The following is a 21,469-nucleotide window of genomic DNA, read 5'->3' on the forward strand; positions in this document are numbered from 1 at the left end:
TTTTTCACTCTTATAATAAATTTAAAGTATATTAACCTAATTTATTTTTATTATGAAAAAAATACTACTTGTTCTAATCCTGGCAACCGGTTTATTACAAACATCCTGTAGTGAGGACCTGGTTTTTAATTCGACAGCCACCAATGCTGCAGAGGTTTATGTTGCCGGTCAAAAAGACAGTCAGGCCTGTTATTGGAAAAACAACCAGCCTAATACATTAGATTCCGGAGGCTATTCGGGCACTATGGCAAACAAAGTGATCGTAGCAAACAGCAATGTTTATGTTTTGGGTATAGGCGTTGGAACAACGGTTCTCGAAACAGTTCCTATGTTTTGGAAAAACGGGGTTTTCACAAATCTGAAAACCAGCTTAAGCACAAATGAGGAACAGGTGGTGAGCATTACTGATATGGAAATAATCGGAAATGATGTTTATTTTGTTGGCTACACAAAAAAACCGATCATAACTTTTGATGACTATACGCTTGCCTATTGGAAAAACGGTGTTAAAACAAGCGTTCGCAATTATGGCAGTCACGTGCATAACCTGCCTAAAATAAAAGTACTAAACAGCAATGTTTATATAACGGCTTCAGGCAGCGGCAACGAAACAATTAATGGCTATTATGCAAACAGCGTTTTTAACGAGATTCCAAATGCCATAATAAACGGTCTGGCCGTAAGCAACAACGAAGCATTTGCCTACGGAGTATTGAATAATACCGGTTATTATAAAAACATAAACACCAACTCCGAAACCTCACTTCCGGCACCCATAAACGGAATTACAAAAATGTATTTTGCAAATGACATGTATCTTACAAACGGTTCTAACACCATTTACAAAAACAGCGTTGTATTCGACAACAGTCAGCCGGAGTTGGGAGGTATTGTCGATTTTAAAATTCAAAACAATGGTGCCTACAAGATAACACAGGCAGCACTAGGAGATGGCTATAGCAGCTATTTAATTGTAAACGGCGTGGAAACGATGCATATAAATGACTCCGATGGCACATTTATGTCGGTTTTTGTGGTTCAAAATTAGAATATGGCAACCTTCAACTGGAATGAAATTTACATCAGCACATCCCCAAAATTACTGGGGATTTGTCGCAGGTATATAAAAGATCTTGCCACTGCCGAAGATATTATCCAGGATTCTTTTATTGTGGCGATCCAAAAGGAAAACACGCTGAAAGACGCAAACGCTTTAAATGGCTGGTTAAGCAGAATCGTGATTAACATGGCTATCCATCATTTAAAAGAGACCAAAAAAATAAACTTCTCAACCGATCAGGACTGTGAAATTGTTGATTCAACTACACTTATGAACACCTTAGAAACCGATATCAAAAGCATCCTTCTGACTTCTGATTTAGAAAAAAATGACATCTTAGAAGCGATCGATCAATTGCCGGAACATCATAAATCCGTTTTTAACCTATATGTCATCGACCAGTTTTCGCATAGTGAAATTGGCAAAATACTCCATATCTCAACCGGCACTTCAAAATCACATCTGTCCAGAGCCCGGAAAGCGATTCAGGCATTTTTACTCGAAAAAATACAGGGAAAACCGGTTGACAAGAAAAAGAAACGCCGCATTGCTTTTTTACTTTTCCTCGGATTCGGAAACCAGATGTTTGCCAATTATTGCCAAAAACAGTTCCGGGATTTTGAAATAAAACCACAGAAAAAATTAGAATTAAATCCGGAAAAATCACTCATTCCAAACGAGTTTATCGGTTTACCCAAAATAGCTTCCGCATCAAAGACCATAGCTGCAAGCATTGTTTTATCGGGGATAATCGGGGTTATTTTTTATGCTTATACCTACAACCATAAAACTATTTCACCAAAAAATGAACCGGAATCCAATAGGAAACCGGTAAAAAACACCACTACAAATCAATTACCGGTAAACACAACAGATTCCGTACAAAACAAAACTACCAACACTCCAAAACCAGATAGAACGAAAGCCGTTTCCACTCCGGAAAAAGCAACGGTTTTAAAAAATAATGCTCCGAATACTACGGCAAACCCAATAGTTACAACACAAAAAGATTCGATAAAAGAAGAACCTCAAAAAGTAGTTGTCATTAAGAAACAAATTGTAAAAAAAGACACTATTTATGTTACGAGATAAAATCCTGATCTTTTTATTAGCCTTTACCGGTTTTGCTTTTTCGCAGGACAAAAAAACAGACACTATTTTTGTTTATGAAGAGGTTGTTGTATACGACACAGTTTTTGTAGAAAAACCGTTTACCAAAATAGACAAAGCCGTTTTTACTTCGGAAACCAATAAAAAAGACAAACTGGAATTGGTTCAAAACGGAAAAAAATTCCAGGTCACAATCGACACTCTTATTCTGGTCACCGATAAAAAACGAATGGATAAAGAGAAAAAACAAACCTGGTTTTTTGGCGGGAAATTGCATCTTGGTATCGCCCGCAACAGTCTTTTTAAAGAAATGAATGCTCCGAATACTACCGGTATTGGTTTGGGCATCTGGACACGGAAAGCCCTTTTTAATTCCAGTTTTTCTGTTGGAATAGGAATTGACGCCTTTTATTGGATGGGCTCCTTCTCGTTCAATGCCTCACAAAATGACGGTATCCTTAACGGTTATTATTTTACAAACAATAATGCTCCTAAACTTTTCCAGGCTATTGACAACAAAAATTTCCAGCTACAGCTTCCGGTTCAACTCTATTACAGAATAAACAAATTCACGCCTTCCATAGGGGCGTTTGCCAGCACAAGCACTTATAAAGCCCAGTTTATCGGTTCTTCCGGAAAGCTGCCTTTAATCTTTGACGAGACACAGCGTTTTAAAGCCGAAGCACTACAGATAGGCTACCTTATTGAATTGCAGTATGCCATATCAAGCCACATTTCGGTTGCCCTGCATTTTAACTCCGGAAAATCCAATCATTTATTTTTCAGCAAGAGTGATGATAAAAATCAATTCTTTAAAACCAAAAATACATTTACCGAAAACAAATTCTTATTGCAGCTCATTTATAGCTTATAAAATACTCCCGGAACACCATTCCTAAAACACCCGGAAATCTACCTCTTTTCCTGTAGTCCTGCTATAAATAGTTACCGGACAACTGTCTGCATTGCGATCATTAAACCGCGTACTTTCTATTGCCAAACAGCATTTTCTTCGTAGCCGGAAAGTGTTAAAAACAGGTGTTTATACTGGCAAACGCTTTAAAATTTGCCCCTAATTTTATCTTCATATTGAAACGGATAGCTTCACGCTATTCCTCTTCAAAAGGCAATACAGACTGTATTCCTTTTGAAAGCGATAACACCAAACCACACAACAAATATCGTTATGAAAGAAAATACAAACAACCACTATGATGTGATTGTCATGGGCGGTGGTGCTATGGGCCTGGCTACAGCCTATCACCTGGGCAAACGAAAAGCCCGCACACTGGTTTTAGAGCAATTTACATTTGTGAACCAGCAAGGCAGTTCTGCCGGGGTTTCGCGTCAGTTCCGAATTCCGTATCCGGAAGAATATATGGTACAGATGGCTCTGGACTCGGAACCTTTCTGGGAAGAACTGCAAAGTCATACTTCCGTACCATTGCGTGACAAGGTTGGCACACTCTGGTTTGGCGATCCGGCTGTTCATTCTACCGAAGGCAATATTGCCGAAGCCGAAAAGGCTTTGGAAGCCCTGAACGTGCCTTACACAACGCTAACGTCAAAAGAAATAGAAGAAAAATACCATTTTAAAAATTTACCGGAAACCTATACCGGCCTGTTCCAGCCGGACGGCGCCAGTATCAATTTTAAAGCTACGATAGAAACGTTATTGGAACTTTGCAAGAAAGATCCTCATACAACCTTAGAGGAGCAGTCTCCGGTGATTAAAATCAAACAGGCCGACCATTTGTTTGAAGTCACCACTCCTAACGGCGTGTATATTTCCAAAAAAATTGTAGTGGTACCGGGACCTTATGTAAACAGCATTATTAATTTACTGCATTTTACGATAGAGGCAACTTACTGGAATATGGCATCTGCCTATTTTAAAAAGACCGATCCTTCCATACAGTACCCAACCTGGTTTGTATTCCAGAATCCGGAAGGAGAAAACGGCAACCAGTTTTACGGCTTCCCGGAAGTAGACTGGGATCACCCGGAATACATCAGGGTTGCACCCGATTTCGTTATCAACGATATTCCGGAACCGAACGACAGGAGCTTTATTCCTAACGAACAGGAGCTTGCCTATACTTCCCAATGGATTAAAGATCACATGACGGGATTAGATCCGGAACCGTACTATACATCCACCTGTCTGATTGCCCTGAGTAAAATCCCGAATAAAGAGTTATTGATCGATTTTGCCCCGTATTATGTCCCCAATCATAAAAACATTGTTGTCTACGCAACCGGATGGGCCGCGAAATTCACGCCTTTCCTGGGTAAAATTTTGTCCGATATGGCCCTGGACGGCACTACCGCATTCGACATTTCTCCTTTCCAGTTAGGAGATCGATTTTTTAAAGCATTTTAACTTAACCGCTAATATCCATGAATAAAAACACCCCTTTAAATTCGGGTAAGCATCCCGATTTAAAAATAGAAGTAGCCGTTATAGGCGCCGGAACTTCCGGTTTATACACCGCTTACCGATTGGTACAGGATAAAAAATTCAAAGCCGATCAGGTACAGATCTTTGATATGAACAGCAAACTGGGCGGCCGACTGGAATCGGTAGTTCTGCCCGGAATGGATTTCTGGGGAGAGTTAGGCGGCATGCGCTACCTGACCTCACAAGACATTGTGACCACCCTGATTGAAGGTTATCCGGTTACCGAAGGCGGTGTAACCAAACGCATCCCGATATTGTCCGGCACCATGACACCGGAACCATTCCCAATGGGAGATCCATCCAAATTACTGATGTATCTGCGAAAAGAGCGCTGCAAACAGGATGCCTGGAATGTGGCTCAGGATGCCGGCAAAAAACTGCAGACCCGTTATTATTTAAATGAAGACGATTTCGGTTTCAGTTCGGATCAGTTATTCAATAAAATCATTTATGATGTTTTAATGGCCGATCCCTGGTTTGTTAAGAATTATTCCGACAAGGTTGAAAAAACTTCCGAATACGACTATTCGTTTAAAATTACCAGCCGCGAATGGGATGATATCAAACCGGAATTAACCTACCTTTTTGACAATTCCCCGTATAATAAACGAAAAGTAAACGATATCGGTTTCTGGAATTTAATCAAGGATCAGGTTTCCCAGGAAGGCTATGAGTTTTTAGCCAATGCCGGCGGTTATTATTCCAATACGATCAACTGGAATTCGGCCGAAGCGTTTCCGTATATGGTTGGTGACTTTTCTTCAAACCCGGTTTACAAAACCATTAAAGAAGGTTACGACAGCATTGCCTATGCCCTTGCCAATACTTATATGGAAAATGACGGTGCCTGCATCTGGTCGGAAAACAAATTAATAACGTTTACCAAAAACCACAAAATCGGCACTCACAAATATGAGCTTACGTTCCTGAATCTGAAAACCAACACCCAATGGAAAGTATATGCCAATACGCTGGTTCTGGCAATGCCGAGAAGATCCCTGGAACTTCTGGATCAGGAAAATTTCTTTTTTGACATTAATGAAAATGAGGTGCTCAACAAAAATATCCGTTCGGTAATTATGGAACCGTCCTTTAAAATATTAATGGGCTTCCCTTATCCGTGGTGGAAAGAGCTGGGAATAGATTCCGGCCACTCCATTACCGATTTACCAATGCGCCAGTGTTACTATTTCGGCACCGATCCTAATAACGATAACTCCATGCTATTGGGCAGTTATGGCGATATGGAAACGGAAACGTTCTGGAAAGCCCTTTCTGACGACAAAATACTGTTTGAGGTTAAACCGGCAAAATCGGCATCATTAAAAGAACTGCTTCAGTTAAATGATGTGCAGGCAACCAAAATGATGGTGGGTGAAGTAATGAACCAGCTTCGCGAGCTACACGGCGACGATGTTACCATACCGGAACCGTATGTAACCTATTTTAAAGACTGGACAGACGATCCTTTCGGTGCCGGTTACCACGCCTGGAAAGCCGGTTATTCAGTAAAACACGTGATGCCGTATATGCGTAAACCAAAGGCTGACGAGCAGATCCATATTTGCGGAGAAGCTTATTCCGACCAGCAGGGATGGGTTGAAGGCGCATTTTGTGAAGCCGAAAAAATGCTTCAGGAATATTTCGGAATGGAACGTCCGTTTTGGCTTAGTCCGGAATATTATTTAGGATGGTAGTATAATGCTGATTTCTTCGGAAGTAAAAAAAACCCGCTTCCGAAGAAATTTATACCTTTTATATTTTCAGGTTTTCCAGTTCCATTGACAGGGCTTTTAAATCCTGTTTCATCAGGTTGATCTGCGATTCCAGCTGGTCATACATATTGGCACGATTGTCCAGTTCCTGTGCCGAATATTTACCGCCTTTTCCAAAATACAGTTCGATCAACTGTGTTTTCTTTTTGGAACGCTCATATTCGATCTGTCCGAAATTCATCCATTTCTCAATAATTTCCCGGCGAAAAGAAACCTTGTCCGGTTCGTTCGGATTGTGATAATTCAAGTAATACCATACTGCCGGCGGAAAAATCACAGAGGTCGGTCCGCCTTCCCAGATATCTTTCAGGGCATTGCGGGAATGGTAAAACTCGATATTCCGTTTGTTCCGCAAGATCAGGAATCCGAAAGTTGCTTCGGTAATCCCGGTTCCGATACCGATATAATCCCCGACATTTCCCTCATTAATCAGCAAACCCGAAGCGATGGCTCCGGCTGCGCCCACTACTATAGCGCCCACTGTTAGCTTACTTTCCGTTTCATCCTCTTTTCCGCTCAGATAGTCGGCAATCTGGCTCGTACGTTCCTCTTCACAATCCATCTCCGAAGAAACTGCCGAAACTTCCAGTGATGCCATATTGATCCGCTGGTTTATTTTTTGCGACATTTCCAGGATGGAAAGCCTGTTTTCGATGCTTTTATTTTCGCTGTACTTTTTTTGTGCCGTCACATATTCCGCTACCAGGTCCAAAATTCCGATGGCATTTGCCGCATTCAGGCTTTTAAAGCTGAAGCGGGATTTCAGTACCGTATCCACCTCGATGGTGTGTATCGGTTTGGGCATCGCTGCAACGGTATAATTATACACATTCTGCTGGTTGCAGTTGCTCGTGTATAGCTGGGATCTTAACCGGGTATTCTGAACTCCGGAACAGGATGTTAAAATCAAGGTTCCGACCCATACCATCCAGATGAAATGGCTGATCCTGTTTACCGGTTTTGGGGCTGATTTTTCCATTCAATATCAATTTATAGCATTTTAAAATCCTCTAAATAATCTGAAATCTGTTTTCTTTTGGGAATTTTGCTTTTTCTATTTCAAAAAAATCATTTTGTAATTCTAAGCTTATTAAAATTGTGGTTCTGTAAACTTAATAAAAAGATCATTCTCACCTATTCATTATGCCACAAAAAAACCACTCATTCGAGTGGCTGCTGTTTAATTTTCTTTTTGGGTATCTTTTACCTCTTTCGCATCATTGCTGTTCGGTGCTTTCGGTTCGCCCGGCGTAACTGGTGTATTGGGCACATTGCCTTTATATTCCGTTTCCTGTACGTCTTCTCCGGTTTTGCTAAACACTTTCACTTTTGGATTGTCTCTATTACCGGTAATCACTACCGGAATACCGATTAATCCGAATGGCGGCAGTCCCAGACGCATTTTCAGATTCATCTGTCCGGCAAAGTTGGTTTCCCCTTTAAATTTCAATCGGAATAAGGCTACTTTGATTAATGTTTCATCAATCGTAATAACGTTATTTTTAATTTTTGAGTTGATTTCCACTTCGCTCAGATCCGGATTATCGATACCGTCAGAACCTGTTTTCTTACTGATAGCCGAAAACAGTTTCAGTCCGCTGATCTTCACTTTCCGGACAGACAGTGTTCCCTGTCCTTTTAACGAAGGCATTATCGGCTGCATGCTGTTATCCAGCACACCCCGTAACCGGTAATCCACTCCGATAATTCCTTCTGCTTTTTCGGCAGAGGTAGCCAGATCACGGAATAATTTCACTTCCTTATAAGCACGCTGTACATCGAAGTCTTTGGCGCGGTAATGCAAATTAAAATCGGCTTTATCGGCTGTTACCGCATTATAAACCCCGTCAATAGCCATCCGGCTGCCAATGATTCCAAAACCGGCATTGCGCAATATCAGCTTTCCTTTCCGAACGATGGCTTTCCCGGTCATATTGTCCAGTAACAAGCCGTCATAATCCACTTTCTTAGCATTTGCAGTAACCGAAACATCCAGGTTGGACGGCACCATAACAACACCGGTAGCTTGTTTTGGCGGTGCCTGTTTCGCGCTCACTTTCGAATTATTGCTTTTATTGCCTTCCGGATTATAAGCCATAAATTCATTAATATTTAACAAACCGGAGTTAACCGTAAAATTTCCTTTCAGTACACTCTTATTATTGAGTACAAAATTGATAACGTTCTGCAACTGTCCGTTCAGCGCAAAATCCGACTGTCCGTAACTTGCCAGGAATGTATTGAAAAACATCTTATCGCGGTCAAATTTGAACTGTCCTTCTTTGATCAGGAACGGTTTCGGGAAAAACTGTGATTTCGCATTGATATCCCGCAGCAATAACGTCCCTTTGTTGTTCATTTTACCATATTGCCCGGAAGTTGCATAGCTCTGTTTCCCCTGTAAAAACAAATCGGCTTTGATATATCCTTTAACATCCAGTCCTTCCTGCTTAAAGACCTTGTATACTTTTGCCACATCAATTTCGCCTTTGGCTTTTACTTTATACGCCAGGTCTTCAAAATTGTATAAATCGGCAGCCACATATATCGGGTTTCCTTCAAAATGGAACGATGCCGGCGTTACTTTAACCATCAGGTCTTTATAGCTTCCGGTCGTATTTTTTATTCTTGCATTGATCCGGATCGAATCAATCGGATTCGGGTAATATGGTGTTTTCAGCCTTCCGCTTTGAACAGCTATAAAACCATCGGTAACCGGGAACAGCTTTTTAGCGGCATCATAATCGCCTTTGGCTTTTATGCTGGAAGTAAGCAATCCTTTTAATTCTACTTTTTCCAGACCCAACGCACGATTCAGTTTCTCCAAATCCAGTTTGGCCTTTATATCCGTATCCAAAGCGATGCTCTTAGTTCCTTTCGAATACAGTTTTCCTTTCATAAAATCTTTCCCGACATTAAAATGGATGGAATCCATGTCGATCTCCAACAGGTTCGGATCCAAAGATGGCAATCGGGTTTTTAGTTTTAAAAAGATGTTCGATGTTGGAAACGGCGTGTCTTTATAAGCGATAAAACCGTCACGGATATTCACATCCAGACCCAGATCCGGTTTTTTGTTTTGCGAAGCATTATAAATCCCTTTAAAGGTGAACAGCACATCGGTCTGCCCTTCCACTTTTGTTTTTTCCAGCCAGGTAACATAAGCCGGCGGCAAAGCGGTAAACAGGTCGTTCAGCTTGCTGTCTTTTGTTTCCACATGGATATCGATATCGTATCCGTCTTTTAAGAAATTCAGTTTCCCGATAAACTGGACGGGAAGTTTATTAATTTTCAGGTTGTTCTGCTGGAATACAAACGATAAGGAATTGGTGTTGATACGGGTTAACAGATCGGCGTTAACCACTTTGTTTTTCAGATAGGTTTCCCCGTCAAAAGCCAGATCCAGTGAGCCGATCCGTGCTTTGGTCGTCAGGTCGAATATGGATTTATCCAAATCGCCTTTTCCGATATAATTAAAGTCTTTTGCCTCAATGGCTAATTTGGCAGAAAGGTCGGTATATTTTAAGTGAACATTCTTTATCTCGATTCTGTCCAGGCGGATGGAAGCAGAAGTCGTATCGGAAGTTGTTTTCGGTGCATTGGAAATATAAACATTGTAATTCGCCCGTCCTTTTTCGTCAACCATAATATTGGCAAGTCCATCGGACAGATAGATCTCATCAATACTAACCTGATTGTCAAAAATAAGACGTTTCAGGTTGATCCCGAAAGCCACCTCTTTGGCCGCAACCAATGTTTCATTTCTGTACGGTGCCGAGCCTTTTAACGAAAATTCGTCCAGCGAAACCGTAAGCGACGGGAAATGCTTGTAGAAAGACAAATGTGTTTCTTTAAAGTCCAGTTCCCCATCCAGTTTTTCGTTGGCAGCTTTCTTTACCTGTTCGGCAATGGTGCCCGGAAATAATAACGGAATTAAAAATAAAAGCAGTAATATACTTACAATGGTTATCCCTGTAATCTTTACTGTCTTGAGGGCTATATTTTTAATGTTGCTTTTCATACTGCAAAAGTACTATCTAATTTTGAAATTTTAACAGAATATTCCTTATTGACTTCATAAAAATTCGTTAACAAAATGTTGGAGAATCTGCTCTTATGGCTTTTTCTGTTATTTTTACATGTCAAACTAATCAAAATAATCCTCATGATTACAAAAACTGTTCTGATTCTTACTACCGTAGGAATGTCCCTGCTTTCGGGGAATGACGATAGGTCTGAAAAAAACGGAGACCCGACCAATCCGCTTTTGGCAGCCTACAACACTCCCTATGAAGTTCCTCCGTTTCATTTAATAAAAAACGAACATTTCAAACCGGCATTGCTGGAAGGTATCAAAGTGCATCAAAAAGAGATCGATGCCATTGCAGACAATCCGGCCAAACCGACTTTCGACAATACCATACTGGCACTTGAAAATGCCGGACAGTTATTAAACAGGGTGGCGACCGTTTTCGGCAACATGAGTTCTGCCAATACAAACGACCAGTTACAGACCATTGCCCAGGAAATGGCGCCTATTTCTTCCAAACACAACGATAACATTTACCTGAACGAAAAATTATTCGCGCGTGTAAAAGCAGTTTGGGATACTCAAAAAACCTTGAAACTCACTCCGGAACAAACCCGTTTACTGGAGAAAAAATACAAAGCCTTCGTGAGAAGCGGCGCTAATTTATCGGAAACCGATAAAGAAAAACTGCGTAAGATCAACAGTGAGCTGTCCCTATTGTCGTTAAAATTCGGAAACAACATCCTGAAAGAAAACAATGCTTACGAATTGGTTATCGACAAAAAAGCAGACTTGGCCGGATTGCCGGATGAATTAATCGTTGCTGCTGCTGCCAAGGCTAAAGCGGCCGGAAAAGAAGGCAAATGGGTGTTCACTCTGAGCAATTCCAGCGTAATGCCATTTCTGCAATATGCAGACAATCGCGAACTGCGCAAACAAATCTGGACCGCATACCAGAATCGCGGTAACAACAACAATGAGTTTGACAACAAACAGAACGTGATCCAGATGGCAAATCTTCGCGGTGAAAAAGCACGCTTATTGGGCTATAAAAACCATGCAGCCTACGTACTGGAAGAAAGTATGGCCAAAACACCTGAAAAAGCGACAGAATTGCTGAACAAGTTATGGAAACCGGCTTTGGAGAAGTCCAAACAGGAAACGGCAGATATTAAAAAAATGATGGCTGCCGACGGTGTTTCCGGTGAGGTACAGCCGTATGACTGGCGTTACTATACCGAAAAAATCCGCAAGGAGCGTTACAACCTGGATGAACAGGAAGTAAAACCGTATTTCAGCATAGCCAATGTTCAGAAAGGGATTTTTAAGGTTACGGAAAACCTATACGGTTTAAAATTTGAAGAACTGAAAGATGTTCCAAAATACCATGACGATGTTACGGTATGGAAAGTTATGGAAAAGGACGGCACGGAAGTGGGTACCTTATATATGGATTTCTATTCCCGTTCTTCTAAAAACGGCGGTGCCTGGATGACTTCATACCGTCCGCAGCGCATGGAAAACGGCAAACGTATTCCTCCGGTAATTTCCATTGTTTGCAATTATTCCAAACCGGTGGGAGATGCACCTACCTTGTTAACTTTTGACGAAACAACTACTTTTTTCCATGAATTCGGACATGCCTTACACGGATTGCTTTCGAATGTGAACTACCAGAGTATGGCAGGAACTGCGGTACCGAGAGATTTTGTAGAATTACCATCGCAGGTAATGGAAAACTGGGCTGCCGAACCGGAAGTATTAAAAATGTATGCGAAGCATTACCAGACCGGAGCGGTAATCCCGGATGCTTTGATCGAAAAATTACAAAAGTCAGGAACTTTTGATCAGGGCTTTGCTACGGTAGAATATTTAGCAGCTTCTTTACTGGACATGGAATACCATACCCAAACCGGGAATATCAGCCAGGATGCCAATACTTTTGAAGCCAATGCAATGAAAAAAATCGGGTTGACCGGTGCGATCATTCCGCGTTACAGAAGTACCTACTTCAGTCATATTTTCTCCGGCGGATATTCGGCAGGATATTACAGCTATATCTGGTCCGGTGTGTTGGACACGGATGCTTTTGAAGCGTTTAAAAGCACGACATTATTCAACCAGGAAAAAGCAAAAGCGTTCCGTAAATATGTCCTTGAAAAAGGCGGAACGGAAGATCCGATGATTTTGTATAAAAAATTCAGAGGTGAAGAGCCTAATATTACTCCTTTATTAAACAAAAGAGGTCTTAATAATGGCGCGAAGTTATTAAAGAACTAAGAAAGCAGTCATAAAAAAAGCCCCGGATATCCGGGGCTTTTTTTATGTTTTATCCGTGATACACACGGGAAGCGATTATTTTTCCGTTTTTAACGTCGAGTACTTCTGCAACCAGCATATCTTCTTCTCCGTTTACCTGTCGGATGTATTCCATAAAAATCCTGTCGGTATTGGCCGTAAGCGATGTTACTTTATAGTGCAGACCTGGCAAACGGTCAAAAGCATCCTGCCACCAGGCACGCATTGCTTCTTTTCCTACCACCAGACCATTGGTTTCCGGCTGATGGATCTTTAATTTCGGGCTGAAATGTTTTGCGTCGTCGTCATATAAGGATAACAATTTGTCAAGCTGCTTGGTATTAAAAGCTTCAAACCAGCGAAAAGCAATCGATTGTAATGTTTCAGATGTCATAAAAGGTGTAAAAAAATCCCGAAGCGCGCTTCAGGATTTATCATTATATATTCTTTAAATTGATAATTTCTTGTTCTGTTAAGAAACGCCAGTTTCCTCTTGGCAGGTTCTTTTTCGTTAATCCTGCAAAAACAACACGGTCCACTTTTAAAACATCATATCCCAAATGTTCGAAGATAGAACGTACTACTTTTACGTTGGATGTTTTCATTTTTAACCCGATTTCACTCTTTGGCTGTTCTTCAATATAGGAGATCTCTTCTACAAAAACACGGTGATTTTCTATTGTCAGTCCGCCTGCCACTTTTTCCAGGTCTTCGTATTTCAGGTTTTTATCTAATGAGATCTGGTATACTTTTGAAGAACGCTGGTTCGGGATCGTGAATTTACGAACCATGTCGGTATCATTGGTAAACAATAACAAACCGGTGGTTGTTTTATCCATACGCCCTACCGCCTGCAATCTTGCTCTTGTAGCATTACGCACCAAATCCAGTACATTGCTGGTGTTTACATCACCGTCGCCGGCTGTTGTAAATCCTTTTGGTTTATTCAACAGGATGTATTCTTTTTTCTCAGGAGTGATTACCGTTCCGTCAAAATTCACCACATCATTCAGTTTCACTTTGTATCCCATTTCTGTGATCACTTCACCGTTAACTTTTACGTTTCCGGACTGGATATAAATATCCGCATCACGACGGGAGCAAACTCCGGAATTAGAGATGTATTTATTTAAACGTATTTCGTCCGGATTACCTGGTGTTTTTGGAGCTTTAGGTGCCTTTGGTTTTCTGTCAAAAGAAGGTTTTGGTTTTGAAAAACCACCTTTCTTATCATCTTTCTTAAAAGAAGAACCTCCCGATGGCTTAGCCTTTTTAGGCCCGAAACTTGGTTTTCCCGATGAAGTACCTCTTTTATTATTTCCTTTTCCGTTATTCATTTCGCTAAAAAATTTTTGCAAAGATAGTATTTATCTCGTTGTGTACTGAAAAAGTATGTTTTAAAGATGGAAATAGGGTTTACAGGCAGGAAAGCAGTTTCTTCCCATTGACCAAAACGGTAGGATCAATCAGCACAATACAGAACACTCCTGCCACAATAAGTGATTTTAAAATATTGTGCAGCTGGATGTACTGGCGCTGTGTTTCCGATTTCCATAACAGCCGGATAAAGTACATCAGAATGATCAGGGCTACATAAAAATAGATGTCCATATAACCCACATCATATTTTTCAACCAGGATAAAAACCGGTAAAATTGTGGCTATCGTTAATACGGTAATGATCTGTTTGGATATTTTTTCTCCGAAACGAACCGGTATTGTCTGGTAGTTCGAAGCGACATCGCCTTTGATATTTTCAAGGTCTTTGATCATTTCCCGGATCAGCATCAGTAAAAACAAAAAGCCGGCATGGGCGAAGATCACATGGTAGAAGTTTTTAAAATACAGGAGTATTCCAAAAAACGGCAATACGGCCAGTAATGCTGCCGTAAGGTTCCCGATTATCGGATATTTTTTAAGCTTGTGGGAATAAAACCAGATCAGGAAAATATAGGTTGCAAAGAAAAATGCGGCACGCCAGGAAACAATATAAGCCAAAGCGGTTGCCAGGAAATTAAGTCCGAAATAAACCTTTAGTTTGGTTTTCTGGCTTACCAGACGGTCCAGCATGGATTTGTTGGGACGGTTGATTAAATCTTTCTGGGCATCATAAAAATTATTGATGATGTAACCGGAAGCAATGCTTAACGTCGACACGAACACAATGATAAACAGCCGCCAGTCCAATATAATGTCCAGCGCCCGTTCTTCGGGTGCGAGTATAAAAATTGACGATAAATATTGTGCTAAAACTATTACAGGAATATTATAACCACGTACCACAGAAAACAAACTGAGGATTTTCATTAAAGTCAATTTGGATTTACGGGTAAGCATTATAGGCTAGCAGTTAAAGTTCTCGATATTCGGAACGTCTTCCAAATAACGCAAAAAAGTTACGAATTAGAATTGGTAAACCACTTCTAGTTTATAATCTTTTAAGGATTCTTTAGCTTTTTCCAGATTTTGTGTAAATCCTAAAATATAACCGCCACCGCCGGAACCACACAGTTTAAGGTAGTAATCGTTGGTATCGATTCCTTTTTGCCATACCTGGTGGAATTGCTCCGGAATCATCGGTTTAAAGTTATTCAACACCACTTTGGAAAGTTTTTTGGTGTTCGAAAACAAGGATTTCATATCGCCATGCAGGAAGTTTTCCACACAGGCATCGGTATATTTTACAAATTGTGTTTTCAGCATTTTTCGGAATCCCTGATCTTTCAGGTTTTCCATAAAGATATTCACCATCGGGGCAGTTTCGCCTACAATTCCGGAATCAATCAGGAACACAGCACCTTTGCCCTGCGTACTTTGCGACGGAATTCCCGTTGGTTCGATATTGTCTTTTGAGTTAATTAAAATCGGCAGGCTCAAATAACTGTTTAAAGGATCCAGACCGGAGCTTTTGCCATGGAAAAACGATTCCATCTGGGCAAAGATATTTTTTAACTGCAATAGTTTCTCACGGGTCAGGTTTTCCAGAACCGTTATCTTATTATGGGCATATTTATCGTAAATCGCCGCTACCAAAGCACCGCTGCTTCCTACTCCGTATCCCTGCGGGATACTGGAATCAAAGTACATACCGCGTTCCACATCGGCATTTAAAGCCGCTATATTAAAGGTCACCAATTCCGGATATTCTTCCTGCAGATCATCCAGATAAGATGCAAAACGTTTCAGGCTTGCATTGGATTTTTCAGATTCTTCCGTTGGGTTTTCAGCAACTTTTAAAGCTCCGTTGTAAAAATTATAAGGAATAGATAAGCCTTTAGAGTCTTTAATGATTCCGTATTCTCCGAAGAGTAAAATTTTTGAGTAAAAAAGTGGTCCTTTCATAGTTCTGTTTCCTGCTTTTAGTAACGCTATACAATGAAATATTAGTATAAAGGTACTGAAAAAGTTTTATTAAAATGGTTTATTTTATCCTTTCGGATCCCGTTCCAATTTCGTCACAAATGTACTGACTGTTTTCACAATAGCCAATTAATTCTTTGGTAATAAATTCCAGCACCTTTTCCTTTACATTCTGAGGGTAAAGCACGTGTACATTTGCACCGGCGTCTAACGTAAAACAAACCGGAATACCGGTAGCATTCCTGTATTTCCAGATGCTGTTAATAATTTCCAGCGTATTGGGTTTCATCAGTATATAATACGGCATCGAAGTCATCATCATCGCATGCAGCGTCAATGCTTCGCTTTCCACAATTTTAATAAATTCTGCCACATCGCCGTTTTCCAGGATGGTTTTCATTAACGACAGATTGGTATGCGCCTGTTCAAAGCGTCTTTCGGCATACGGATGCCCGAACATTAAGTCATGCCCTACCGTACTGGAAACCTGTTTCTCGCCTTTGTCCACCAAAAGAATCGTGTCCTGGTAATTTTTAAAATGGTCGTGAACTTCCGAAGGAAAAGTCACTCCGTATAAATCGGAACTTTCGGAAATATCTTTTTGTTCTCCCCATACCACAACACTTCCCTTTACGCTTCTGCAGGCACTTCCGGAACCCAATCGCGCCAGGAAAGAGGCTTTCCGGTAAAAATAATCGTCGTTCATTTCCGGATTCAAGGCTTTTTCAAGGCTCATGATGTTCATCGCCAAAGCGGCCATACCCGATGCGGAAGAAGCAATACCGGAACTGTGCGGAAATGTATTTAAGGTATCTATTGTGAAATGGAAGTTTTTCAGATACGGACAATACGGTTCGATACGCTCAAAAAATTTCTGGATTTTCGGTTTAAAAGCTTCTTTTACCGCTCCTTCAAACAGCAAGTCAAAAGAAAAAGCTGTTTTGTCTTCTTTTACTGCAAAAGCCAGTTTGGTTACCGTCTTACAATTGTTAAGGGTTAGGCTTATTGAAGGATTGGCCGGAATCTGGTTGTCCTTTTTCCCCCAATATTTCACTAAAGCAATATTACTGGGTGCACTCCACTCAAAACTTCCACTATCAATTGTTGTCAACGCAGCGTGATAAACAAAATCCTTTTCTAAAAACATAAATCAAAAATTTAGGCAAAGATACTTTTTTTGAGATATTCTTTAATTGGAAAAATTCGACAGAATTAGCTTATTTTTGAAGCTCAAAATCTGCATCATGAAAAAAATCACCCGCATCTTAATGGTTGTTGTTACCTGTCTGGTTATCGGTTATTTCTCCGGCATTGTTACCCGCGCCAGTATTGAAACATGGTATCCTACTTTGGTAAAACCATCTTTCAATCCGCCCAACTGGTTATTTCCTCCGGTATGGTCAACCTTATATATTATGATGGGCATTGCAGCCGGTTTAGTATGGAACCGGATTGATTTTGAAAAAGAAGCCGTTAAAAAGGCTTTGATCTTTTTTGCGATCCAACTCGCGCTGAATGCTTTATGGTCGTACCTGTTTTTTGGGTTGCACAACATCCTTCTCGCTATGGTAGAGCTGATCTTATTGTGGCTGATGATCTACGAAACCTATATACAGTTTAAGAAAATCAATAAAATTGCCGGCTATTTATTATTGCCCTATTTAGCCTGGGTTACTTTTGCAGGCGTTTTAAATGCCAATATATGGCTGCTGAACAAATAAAAAATATTCAACTTCAAAGGATTAAAATAATTAAAAAATTATCTTTTTAACTTTTATTTAAAACATAATGGGTATTTTTTGTTAAATTTGATTTAAACATTCAAATTTAATCGATATGTCAAAAAAAGCCACCTATCTTCTCGGTATACTGGCAACCATAATTATCGGTTGTTTCTTATATCACAGACTTTGCTGTATGAATTGTGACCGGGCGTGTTGTAAAAAAGACGTTGCAACAGTTCAGGACAATCTACCTCCTACATCTCCATTTTTATTAAAAGGCAACGGAATAGACTTTACCACCCAAAGCAATTTCAACTTTTTAAAGAATGATTTTAAAAAATTACTTCCGGTAAACGACTCGATCAACTTAGGGATCACGTCCCTCAAAACACTCTTTGACAAGGGTGGAAATACCCTTAAAATTACCGGTTTTGCCACAAAAGACGAAGTCAATAACTCCATGTTCCCTAATTTAGGTTTCGCCCGCGCAAATGATGTGAAGAATTATTTTGTTGCCCAAGGCATTTCATCGGCCAAAATTGAAATAAACGGTGAAGTAAAAGACGATTTAAGCATCACGAACGACACTTTATTCGGCCCGGTTGCTTTTACCGTTCTGGAACAGGCAGCAGCAACCGCCACTCCGGCAGCAGACTGGAAGGCTTTAAAAGAGAAAATCAACGCCAGCCCGTTAACGCTTTATTTCAATACCGGGCAAACCCAGATTGATTTAACGGCAGAAGACCGTCAGAAAGTAGCCGACATGCTCCACTATATTGATCATGTGGAAAATGCCAAACTCGATGTGGTGGGCTATACCGACAATGTCGGCAACAGGGAAACCAATATCCATCTGGGACAAAAACGCGCCGATTTTGCCAAAAGCTATCTGGTAAATAACGGCATTGCTGCCGAAAAAATAAACAGCACCTCAAAAGGCCCGGATAATCCTTTAATGGATAATGCCACTAAAGAAGGACAGGCAAAAAACAGACGAACTGTTGTAAAAATTAACTAACCTAATATTTATAAACTATGAATACACCTTGTATAATCATCCCGATTTTAGTAGGCTTAATCTGCGCATTATTAGGCTATTTACTTGGAAAAGTGAGCGCTTCAAAAAACGATAACACTAAGCAATTACAGCATGAATTAGACAAATGCCGTACAAAATCCGTAAATCTTTCCGCCGAACTGGAAGCTTTAAAAGCAAAAGGAACCGGTTCGTCCATGGGCTTTGCCGCTGCTATAGTACCTTTTGACGGTACTGTGGCCGCTACTGTTTTCGGAAGAAAAATAGTGGAAAACGACTTAAAAATAATTGAAGGCATCGGTCCGAAAATAGAAGAATTATTCAACACTTCCGGCATATTTTCCTGGAAGGCACTTTCCGAAATATCGGTAGACCGGTGCAATGAGATCTTACACAAAGCCGGCGAACGTTTCGCCATTCACAATCCTGCTACCTGGCCGCGTCAGGCACGTATGGCCTATGAAGGAAAATGGCAGGAACTAAAAGACTGGCAGGAACAGCTGGATGGAGGAAAAGAATAAAAAAAGGCTGTCGTTTGACAGCCTTTTTCAATTATTGTTTCGATAGTGTAAAACAATTGGCATTTGCCAATACACTAACCGTCGGGTCAAAACCGGCACCTGCTTTAGCATTATTAGCAGCATCCGGACGCAAATATTTATCCCAAACCGATAAAAGCGATACCGAAGCCAGGTAACCAACCGAACTGTAGAAAACCGATTTTCCTGTGGTTACATTACTCGGCGGATATACTCTCCATTTTTCCCATGGTCCTATAGCCGTTCTGTTTACATTCACATCATCATCTACTGATTCTGCTACTAAATACATATTATTCTGCAAAGATCGGAACGCAACTTCATCCCCGGTTTTCACTTCGGCTGTAGAATTCACATTATTCGGGTTTACAATTTTGAATTTTGTCCAGGGCATCCAAACATCGTTCAGCCACGGTGCTGTGGTATTCCATAGTTTATTGATCGTAGCATCCCCATTGGATTCCGCCGTAAGAAATTTACGGGTAAGATTGTAGTTTATTGTCACCACATCGCCATAACTCATGTAACGGCTTCCTGTTTTTTCCTGTGTCCCGGAAAGTTCATCATTTTGTACAGAAGTTACATCCTCTGTTTGGCAGGAAGCCATAAGTCCTACGGCTAAAACAAGCAATAATTTTGAAATTTTTTTCATAAAATGTTTTTAAGGTTAATGCTGCAAAACTATTTTCAAAAACACAAAAATCCTTTTAAAATCAATGCTTTGTGATGAATACCATATAAAATAGTGACGAAAAACGTTTTGTTTTTTCCTGTTAAAAAAATAATCGTGCACCAACTGCCCTAAAACTCTTTACTATGCTTGTTTCATAAAAAAGCGGTTCGTATGAACCGCCTTTTTCACAGGATTATCTTTAATTCTTAACGATCTTTTCTACAAAAACACCCTCACTGGTTTCTATTTGTGCAAAATAAATACCCGGCTTCAGCGCAGTAACATCCAGCTGCTGCAAACCTGCTTTGCTATCCAACACTTTAGACACCTGAGCGATGCCGTTAAAATCGTAAACGCGGATGCTAACAAGCTTGCCATCTTCTACAGGAAGTACACTCAACGTAGTGGTAACCGGAATTGGGTACAGGCTGTATTTACCTTTTTTATTGGTTCTGTTCTGATCGTTAGGATCGGTAATTGCCATTTCGTTTGTAGCAGCCGTTTTCCCGAATGCCGGCTCAAATGGTCCCGGATCCGGCTGTAATACATTCATACAGTTTTTAAAAGTTTTGGTCCAGGTATAATTGGTCCATCCGTAACTGCCGCTTGGTATCACATATACGGTTGCTCCGCTCTTGTAGACCAATTGAATCGTATAGGCCGTATTGGCAGCACAATCATAGAAGCTCATTCCCGGTCCAACCGTAGCCGTTGCGGAACCGGACGTATTTAAATAGGTTAACGGATAATCTGCTGTCGGGCAGGCAGAAGCTGTATTCGTTACTCTTAAATATAACTTGGAAGCATTGGCATAATTCCCGGAAACATTAAATCCGATATAACCGCTGTATACCTGCGGATTCGAATGGGCTACATATTTACAATAAGGAGCAAATGACAGGTTTACAGCAGGGGTCGCCTCTTTTGTTACCGTTATATTAATGTTTAACGTTGCTTTTAGTATTGACGGCAGATCCGGTGCTCCATTGGCACAATACACACGCATCACATAGCTGTTTGTTCCAACCGGCATGTTTCCCGGCACGATGCTAACCGAATTACTGTTACTGGAATTGGCAACGAATGCTCCGGTACTTTTATTCAGGGTGATGTATTTAAAATACCCCTGTCCGCAAGTATAAGTGCTGGCATAAGTTAAACTGAATGTCCCGGTAAGATCGGTTGCATAAAAAGGAATTACAACATTGTAGTTATAGGCTCCTCCGGAAATAGTTGGTCCCGACACACTAACGGCATTAGTAGTCCCCAGACTAAGGGTTTGTGCATTCACTGCAAAGGCAGAAATTAAAAACAGACAGCAAAAAGCAACTCTTGTTTTTAGATTAAAAATAATTTTTTTCATGTTATGTGTTTTTTAAGTTAACAACACAAAACTATTTTTA

18 protein-coding genes are annotated in these 21,469 nt (G+C 40.6%); 9 read left to right on the forward strand and 9 right to left on the reverse strand.

The annotated features are described in order from the left end of the window. Positions 1-52 precede the first annotated feature (52 nt). The 5 genes from HW120_RS01425 (at position 53) to HW120_RS01445 (ending at position 6,328) form a co-directional block, all read left to right on the forward strand. Positions 53-1,048 carry a hypothetical protein gene (locus HW120_RS01425; RefSeq protein ID WP_177730106.1) on the forward strand — a complete coding sequence of 332 codons (996 nt, stop codon included), beginning with the start codon at positions 53-55 and terminating at the stop codon, positions 1,046-1,048. Between the two features lie 3 nt (positions 1,049-1,051). Then, positions 1,052-2,152 carry an RNA polymerase sigma factor gene (locus HW120_RS01430; RefSeq protein WP_177730107.1) on the forward strand — a complete coding sequence of 367 codons (1,101 nt, stop codon included), beginning with the start codon at positions 1,052-1,054 and terminating at the stop codon, positions 2,150-2,152. Continuing rightward, positions 2,139-3,044: a hypothetical protein gene (locus HW120_RS01435; protein ID WP_177730108.1), complete on the forward strand. Its 906-nt coding sequence runs from the start codon at positions 2,139-2,141 to the stop codon at positions 3,042-3,044. Before HW120_RS01430 ends, HW120_RS01435 begins: the two co-directional genes overlap by 14 nt. A 312-nt stretch (positions 3,045-3,356) precedes the next feature. Further along, positions 3,357-4,553 carry an FAD-dependent oxidoreductase gene (locus HW120_RS01440; protein ID WP_177730109.1) on the forward strand — a complete coding sequence of 399 codons (1,197 nt, stop codon included), beginning with the start codon at positions 3,357-3,359 and terminating at the stop codon, positions 4,551-4,553. 17 nt (positions 4,554-4,570) lie between these two features. Continuing rightward, entirely contained in the window at positions 4,571-6,328 is a 1,758-nt protein-coding gene (locus HW120_RS01445; protein WP_177730110.1) for a flavin monoamine oxidase family protein, read from the forward strand. A gap of 58 nt (positions 6,329-6,386) precedes the next feature. Here HW120_RS01445 and HW120_RS01450 read toward each other — a convergent pair whose 3' ends face one another. Together HW120_RS01450 and HW120_RS01455 are read right to left on the reverse strand one after the other, a co-directional pair. Next, positions 6,387-7,385 (reverse strand): hypothetical protein, encoded by a 999-nt coding sequence (locus HW120_RS01450; RefSeq protein WP_177730111.1) that lies wholly within the window; start codon positions 7,383-7,385, stop codon positions 6,387-6,389. A gap of 201 nt (positions 7,386-7,586) precedes the next feature. Next, positions 7,587-10,427, reverse strand: a complete 2,841-nt coding sequence (locus tag HW120_RS01455) for an AsmA family protein (protein WP_177730112.1) — start codon at positions 10,425-10,427, stop codon at positions 7,587-7,589. Positions 10,428-10,571: 144 nt separating this feature from the next. On the opposite strand from HW120_RS01455, the gene HW120_RS01460 reads away from it, so the two are divergent. Next, positions 10,572-12,716, forward strand: coding sequence for a M3 family metallopeptidase (locus HW120_RS01460; protein ID WP_246297019.1), 2,145 nt, complete (start codon positions 10,572-10,574; stop codon positions 12,714-12,716). Between the two features lie 49 nt (positions 12,717-12,765). Here HW120_RS01460 and HW120_RS01465 read toward each other — a convergent pair whose 3' ends face one another. From HW120_RS01465 to HW120_RS01485, 5 genes are all read right to left on the reverse strand, one after another. Continuing rightward, positions 12,766-13,128: a nuclear transport factor 2 family protein gene (locus tag HW120_RS01465; protein ID WP_177730113.1), complete on the reverse strand. Its 363-nt coding sequence runs from the start codon at positions 13,126-13,128 to the stop codon at positions 12,766-12,768. Between the two features lie 43 nt (positions 13,129-13,171). Then, complete coding sequence (locus tag HW120_RS01470; RefSeq protein WP_177730114.1) at positions 13,172-14,071, reverse strand: pseudouridine synthase; 900 nt, start codon at positions 14,069-14,071, stop codon at positions 13,172-13,174. A gap of 79 nt (positions 14,072-14,150) precedes the next feature. Next, positions 14,151-15,071: a geranylgeranylglycerol-phosphate geranylgeranyltransferase gene (locus HW120_RS01475; RefSeq protein ID WP_177730115.1), complete on the reverse strand. Its 921-nt coding sequence runs from the start codon at positions 15,069-15,071 to the stop codon at positions 14,151-14,153. Between the two features lie 66 nt (positions 15,072-15,137). After that, positions 15,138-16,076 carry a mevalonate kinase family protein gene (locus HW120_RS01480; protein ID WP_177730116.1) on the reverse strand — a complete coding sequence of 313 codons (939 nt, stop codon included), beginning with the start codon at positions 16,074-16,076 and terminating at the stop codon, positions 15,138-15,140. A 79-nt stretch (positions 16,077-16,155) separates the two neighbouring features. Continuing rightward, the gene (locus HW120_RS01485) at positions 16,156-17,241 is read right to left on the reverse strand and encodes a diphosphomevalonate/mevalonate 3,5-bisphosphate decarboxylase family protein (RefSeq protein ID WP_177730117.1); all 1,086 of its coding nucleotides are present in this window, start codon (positions 17,239-17,241) and stop codon (positions 16,156-16,158) included. Between the two features lie 97 nt (positions 17,242-17,338). On the opposite strand from HW120_RS01485, the gene HW120_RS01490 reads away from it, so the two are divergent. From HW120_RS01490 to HW120_RS01500, 3 genes are all read left to right on the forward strand, one after another. Beyond that, positions 17,339-17,815 (forward strand): TspO/MBR family protein, encoded by a 477-nt coding sequence (locus tag HW120_RS01490; protein ID WP_177730118.1) that lies wholly within the window; start codon positions 17,339-17,341, stop codon positions 17,813-17,815. A 115-nt stretch (positions 17,816-17,930) separates the two neighbouring features. Then, positions 17,931-18,836: an OmpA family protein gene (locus HW120_RS01495; RefSeq protein ID WP_177730119.1), complete on the forward strand. Its 906-nt coding sequence runs from the start codon at positions 17,931-17,933 to the stop codon at positions 18,834-18,836. Positions 18,837-18,853: 17 nt separating this feature from the next. After that, positions 18,854-19,375, forward strand: coding sequence for a hypothetical protein (locus tag HW120_RS01500; RefSeq protein WP_177730120.1), 522 nt, complete (start codon positions 18,854-18,856; stop codon positions 19,373-19,375). Positions 19,376-19,406: 31 nt separating this feature from the next. Here the strand turns inward: HW120_RS01500 and HW120_RS01505 are convergent, their stop codons facing one another. Further along, positions 19,407-20,045: a fascin domain-containing protein gene (locus HW120_RS01505; RefSeq protein WP_177730121.1), complete on the reverse strand. Its 639-nt coding sequence runs from the start codon at positions 20,043-20,045 to the stop codon at positions 19,407-19,409. 220 nt (positions 20,046-20,265) lie between these two features. After that, a complete protein-coding gene (locus tag HW120_RS01510) occupies positions 20,266-21,429 on the reverse strand; it encodes a T9SS type A sorting domain-containing protein (protein WP_177730122.1) in 1,164 nt (387 codons plus the stop codon). Positions 21,430-21,469 lie beyond the last annotated feature (40 nt).

This window comes from Flavobacterium inviolabile (assembly GCF_013389455.1).
Taxonomy (GTDB): Bacteria; Bacteroidota; Bacteroidia; order Flavobacteriales; family Flavobacteriaceae; genus Flavobacterium; species Flavobacterium inviolabile.

What these genes read in the sequence shown, in the direction of transcription:
- HW120_RS01425 (WP_177730106.1), top strand. Translation starts at nt 53, where the DNA reads ATGAAAAAAATACTACTTGTTCTAATCCTGGCAACCGGTTTATTACAA.
- HW120_RS01430 (WP_177730107.1), top strand. Translation starts at nt 1,052, where the DNA reads ATGGCAACCTTCAACTGGAATGAAATTTACATCAGCACATCCCCAAAA.
- HW120_RS01435 (WP_177730108.1), top strand. Translation starts at nt 2,139, where the DNA reads ATGTTACGAGATAAAATCCTGATCTTTTTATTAGCCTTTACCGGTTTT.
- HW120_RS01440 (WP_177730109.1), top strand. Translation starts at nt 3,357, where the DNA reads ATGAAAGAAAATACAAACAACCACTATGATGTGATTGTCATGGGCGGT.
- HW120_RS01445 (WP_177730110.1), top strand. Translation starts at nt 4,571, where the DNA reads ATGAATAAAAACACCCCTTTAAATTCGGGTAAGCATCCCGATTTAAAA.
- HW120_RS01450 (WP_177730111.1), bottom strand. Translation starts at nt 7,385, where the DNA reads ATGGAAAAATCAGCCCCAAAACCGGTAAACAGGATCAGCCATTTCATC.
- HW120_RS01455 (WP_177730112.1), bottom strand. Translation starts at nt 10,427, where the DNA reads ATGAAAAGCAACATTAAAAATATAGCCCTCAAGACAGTAAAGATTACA.
- HW120_RS01460 (WP_246297019.1), top strand. Translation starts at nt 10,572, where the DNA reads ATGATTACAAAAACTGTTCTGATTCTTACTACCGTAGGAATGTCCCTG.
- HW120_RS01465 (WP_177730113.1), bottom strand. Translation starts at nt 13,128, where the DNA reads ATGACATCTGAAACATTACAATCGATTGCTTTTCGCTGGTTTGAAGCT.
- HW120_RS01470 (WP_177730114.1), bottom strand. Translation starts at nt 14,071, where the DNA reads ATGAATAACGGAAAAGGAAATAATAAAAGAGGTACTTCATCGGGAAAA.
- HW120_RS01475 (WP_177730115.1), bottom strand. Translation starts at nt 15,071, where the DNA reads ATGCTTACCCGTAAATCCAAATTGACTTTAATGAAAATCCTCAGTTTG.
- HW120_RS01480 (WP_177730116.1), bottom strand. Translation starts at nt 16,076, where the DNA reads ATGAAAGGACCACTTTTTTACTCAAAAATTTTACTCTTCGGAGAATAC.
- HW120_RS01485 (WP_177730117.1), bottom strand. Translation starts at nt 17,241, where the DNA reads ATGTTTTTAGAAAAGGATTTTGTTTATCACGCTGCGTTGACAACAATT.
- HW120_RS01490 (WP_177730118.1), top strand. Translation starts at nt 17,339, where the DNA reads ATGAAAAAAATCACCCGCATCTTAATGGTTGTTGTTACCTGTCTGGTT.
- HW120_RS01495 (WP_177730119.1), top strand. Translation starts at nt 17,931, where the DNA reads ATGTCAAAAAAAGCCACCTATCTTCTCGGTATACTGGCAACCATAATT.
- HW120_RS01500 (WP_177730120.1), top strand. Translation starts at nt 18,854, where the DNA reads ATGAATACACCTTGTATAATCATCCCGATTTTAGTAGGCTTAATCTGC.
- HW120_RS01505 (WP_177730121.1), bottom strand. Translation starts at nt 20,045, where the DNA reads ATGAAAAAAATTTCAAAATTATTGCTTGTTTTAGCCGTAGGACTTATG.
- HW120_RS01510 (WP_177730122.1), bottom strand. Translation starts at nt 21,429, where the DNA reads ATGAAAAAAATTATTTTTAATCTAAAAACAAGAGTTGCTTTTTGCTGT.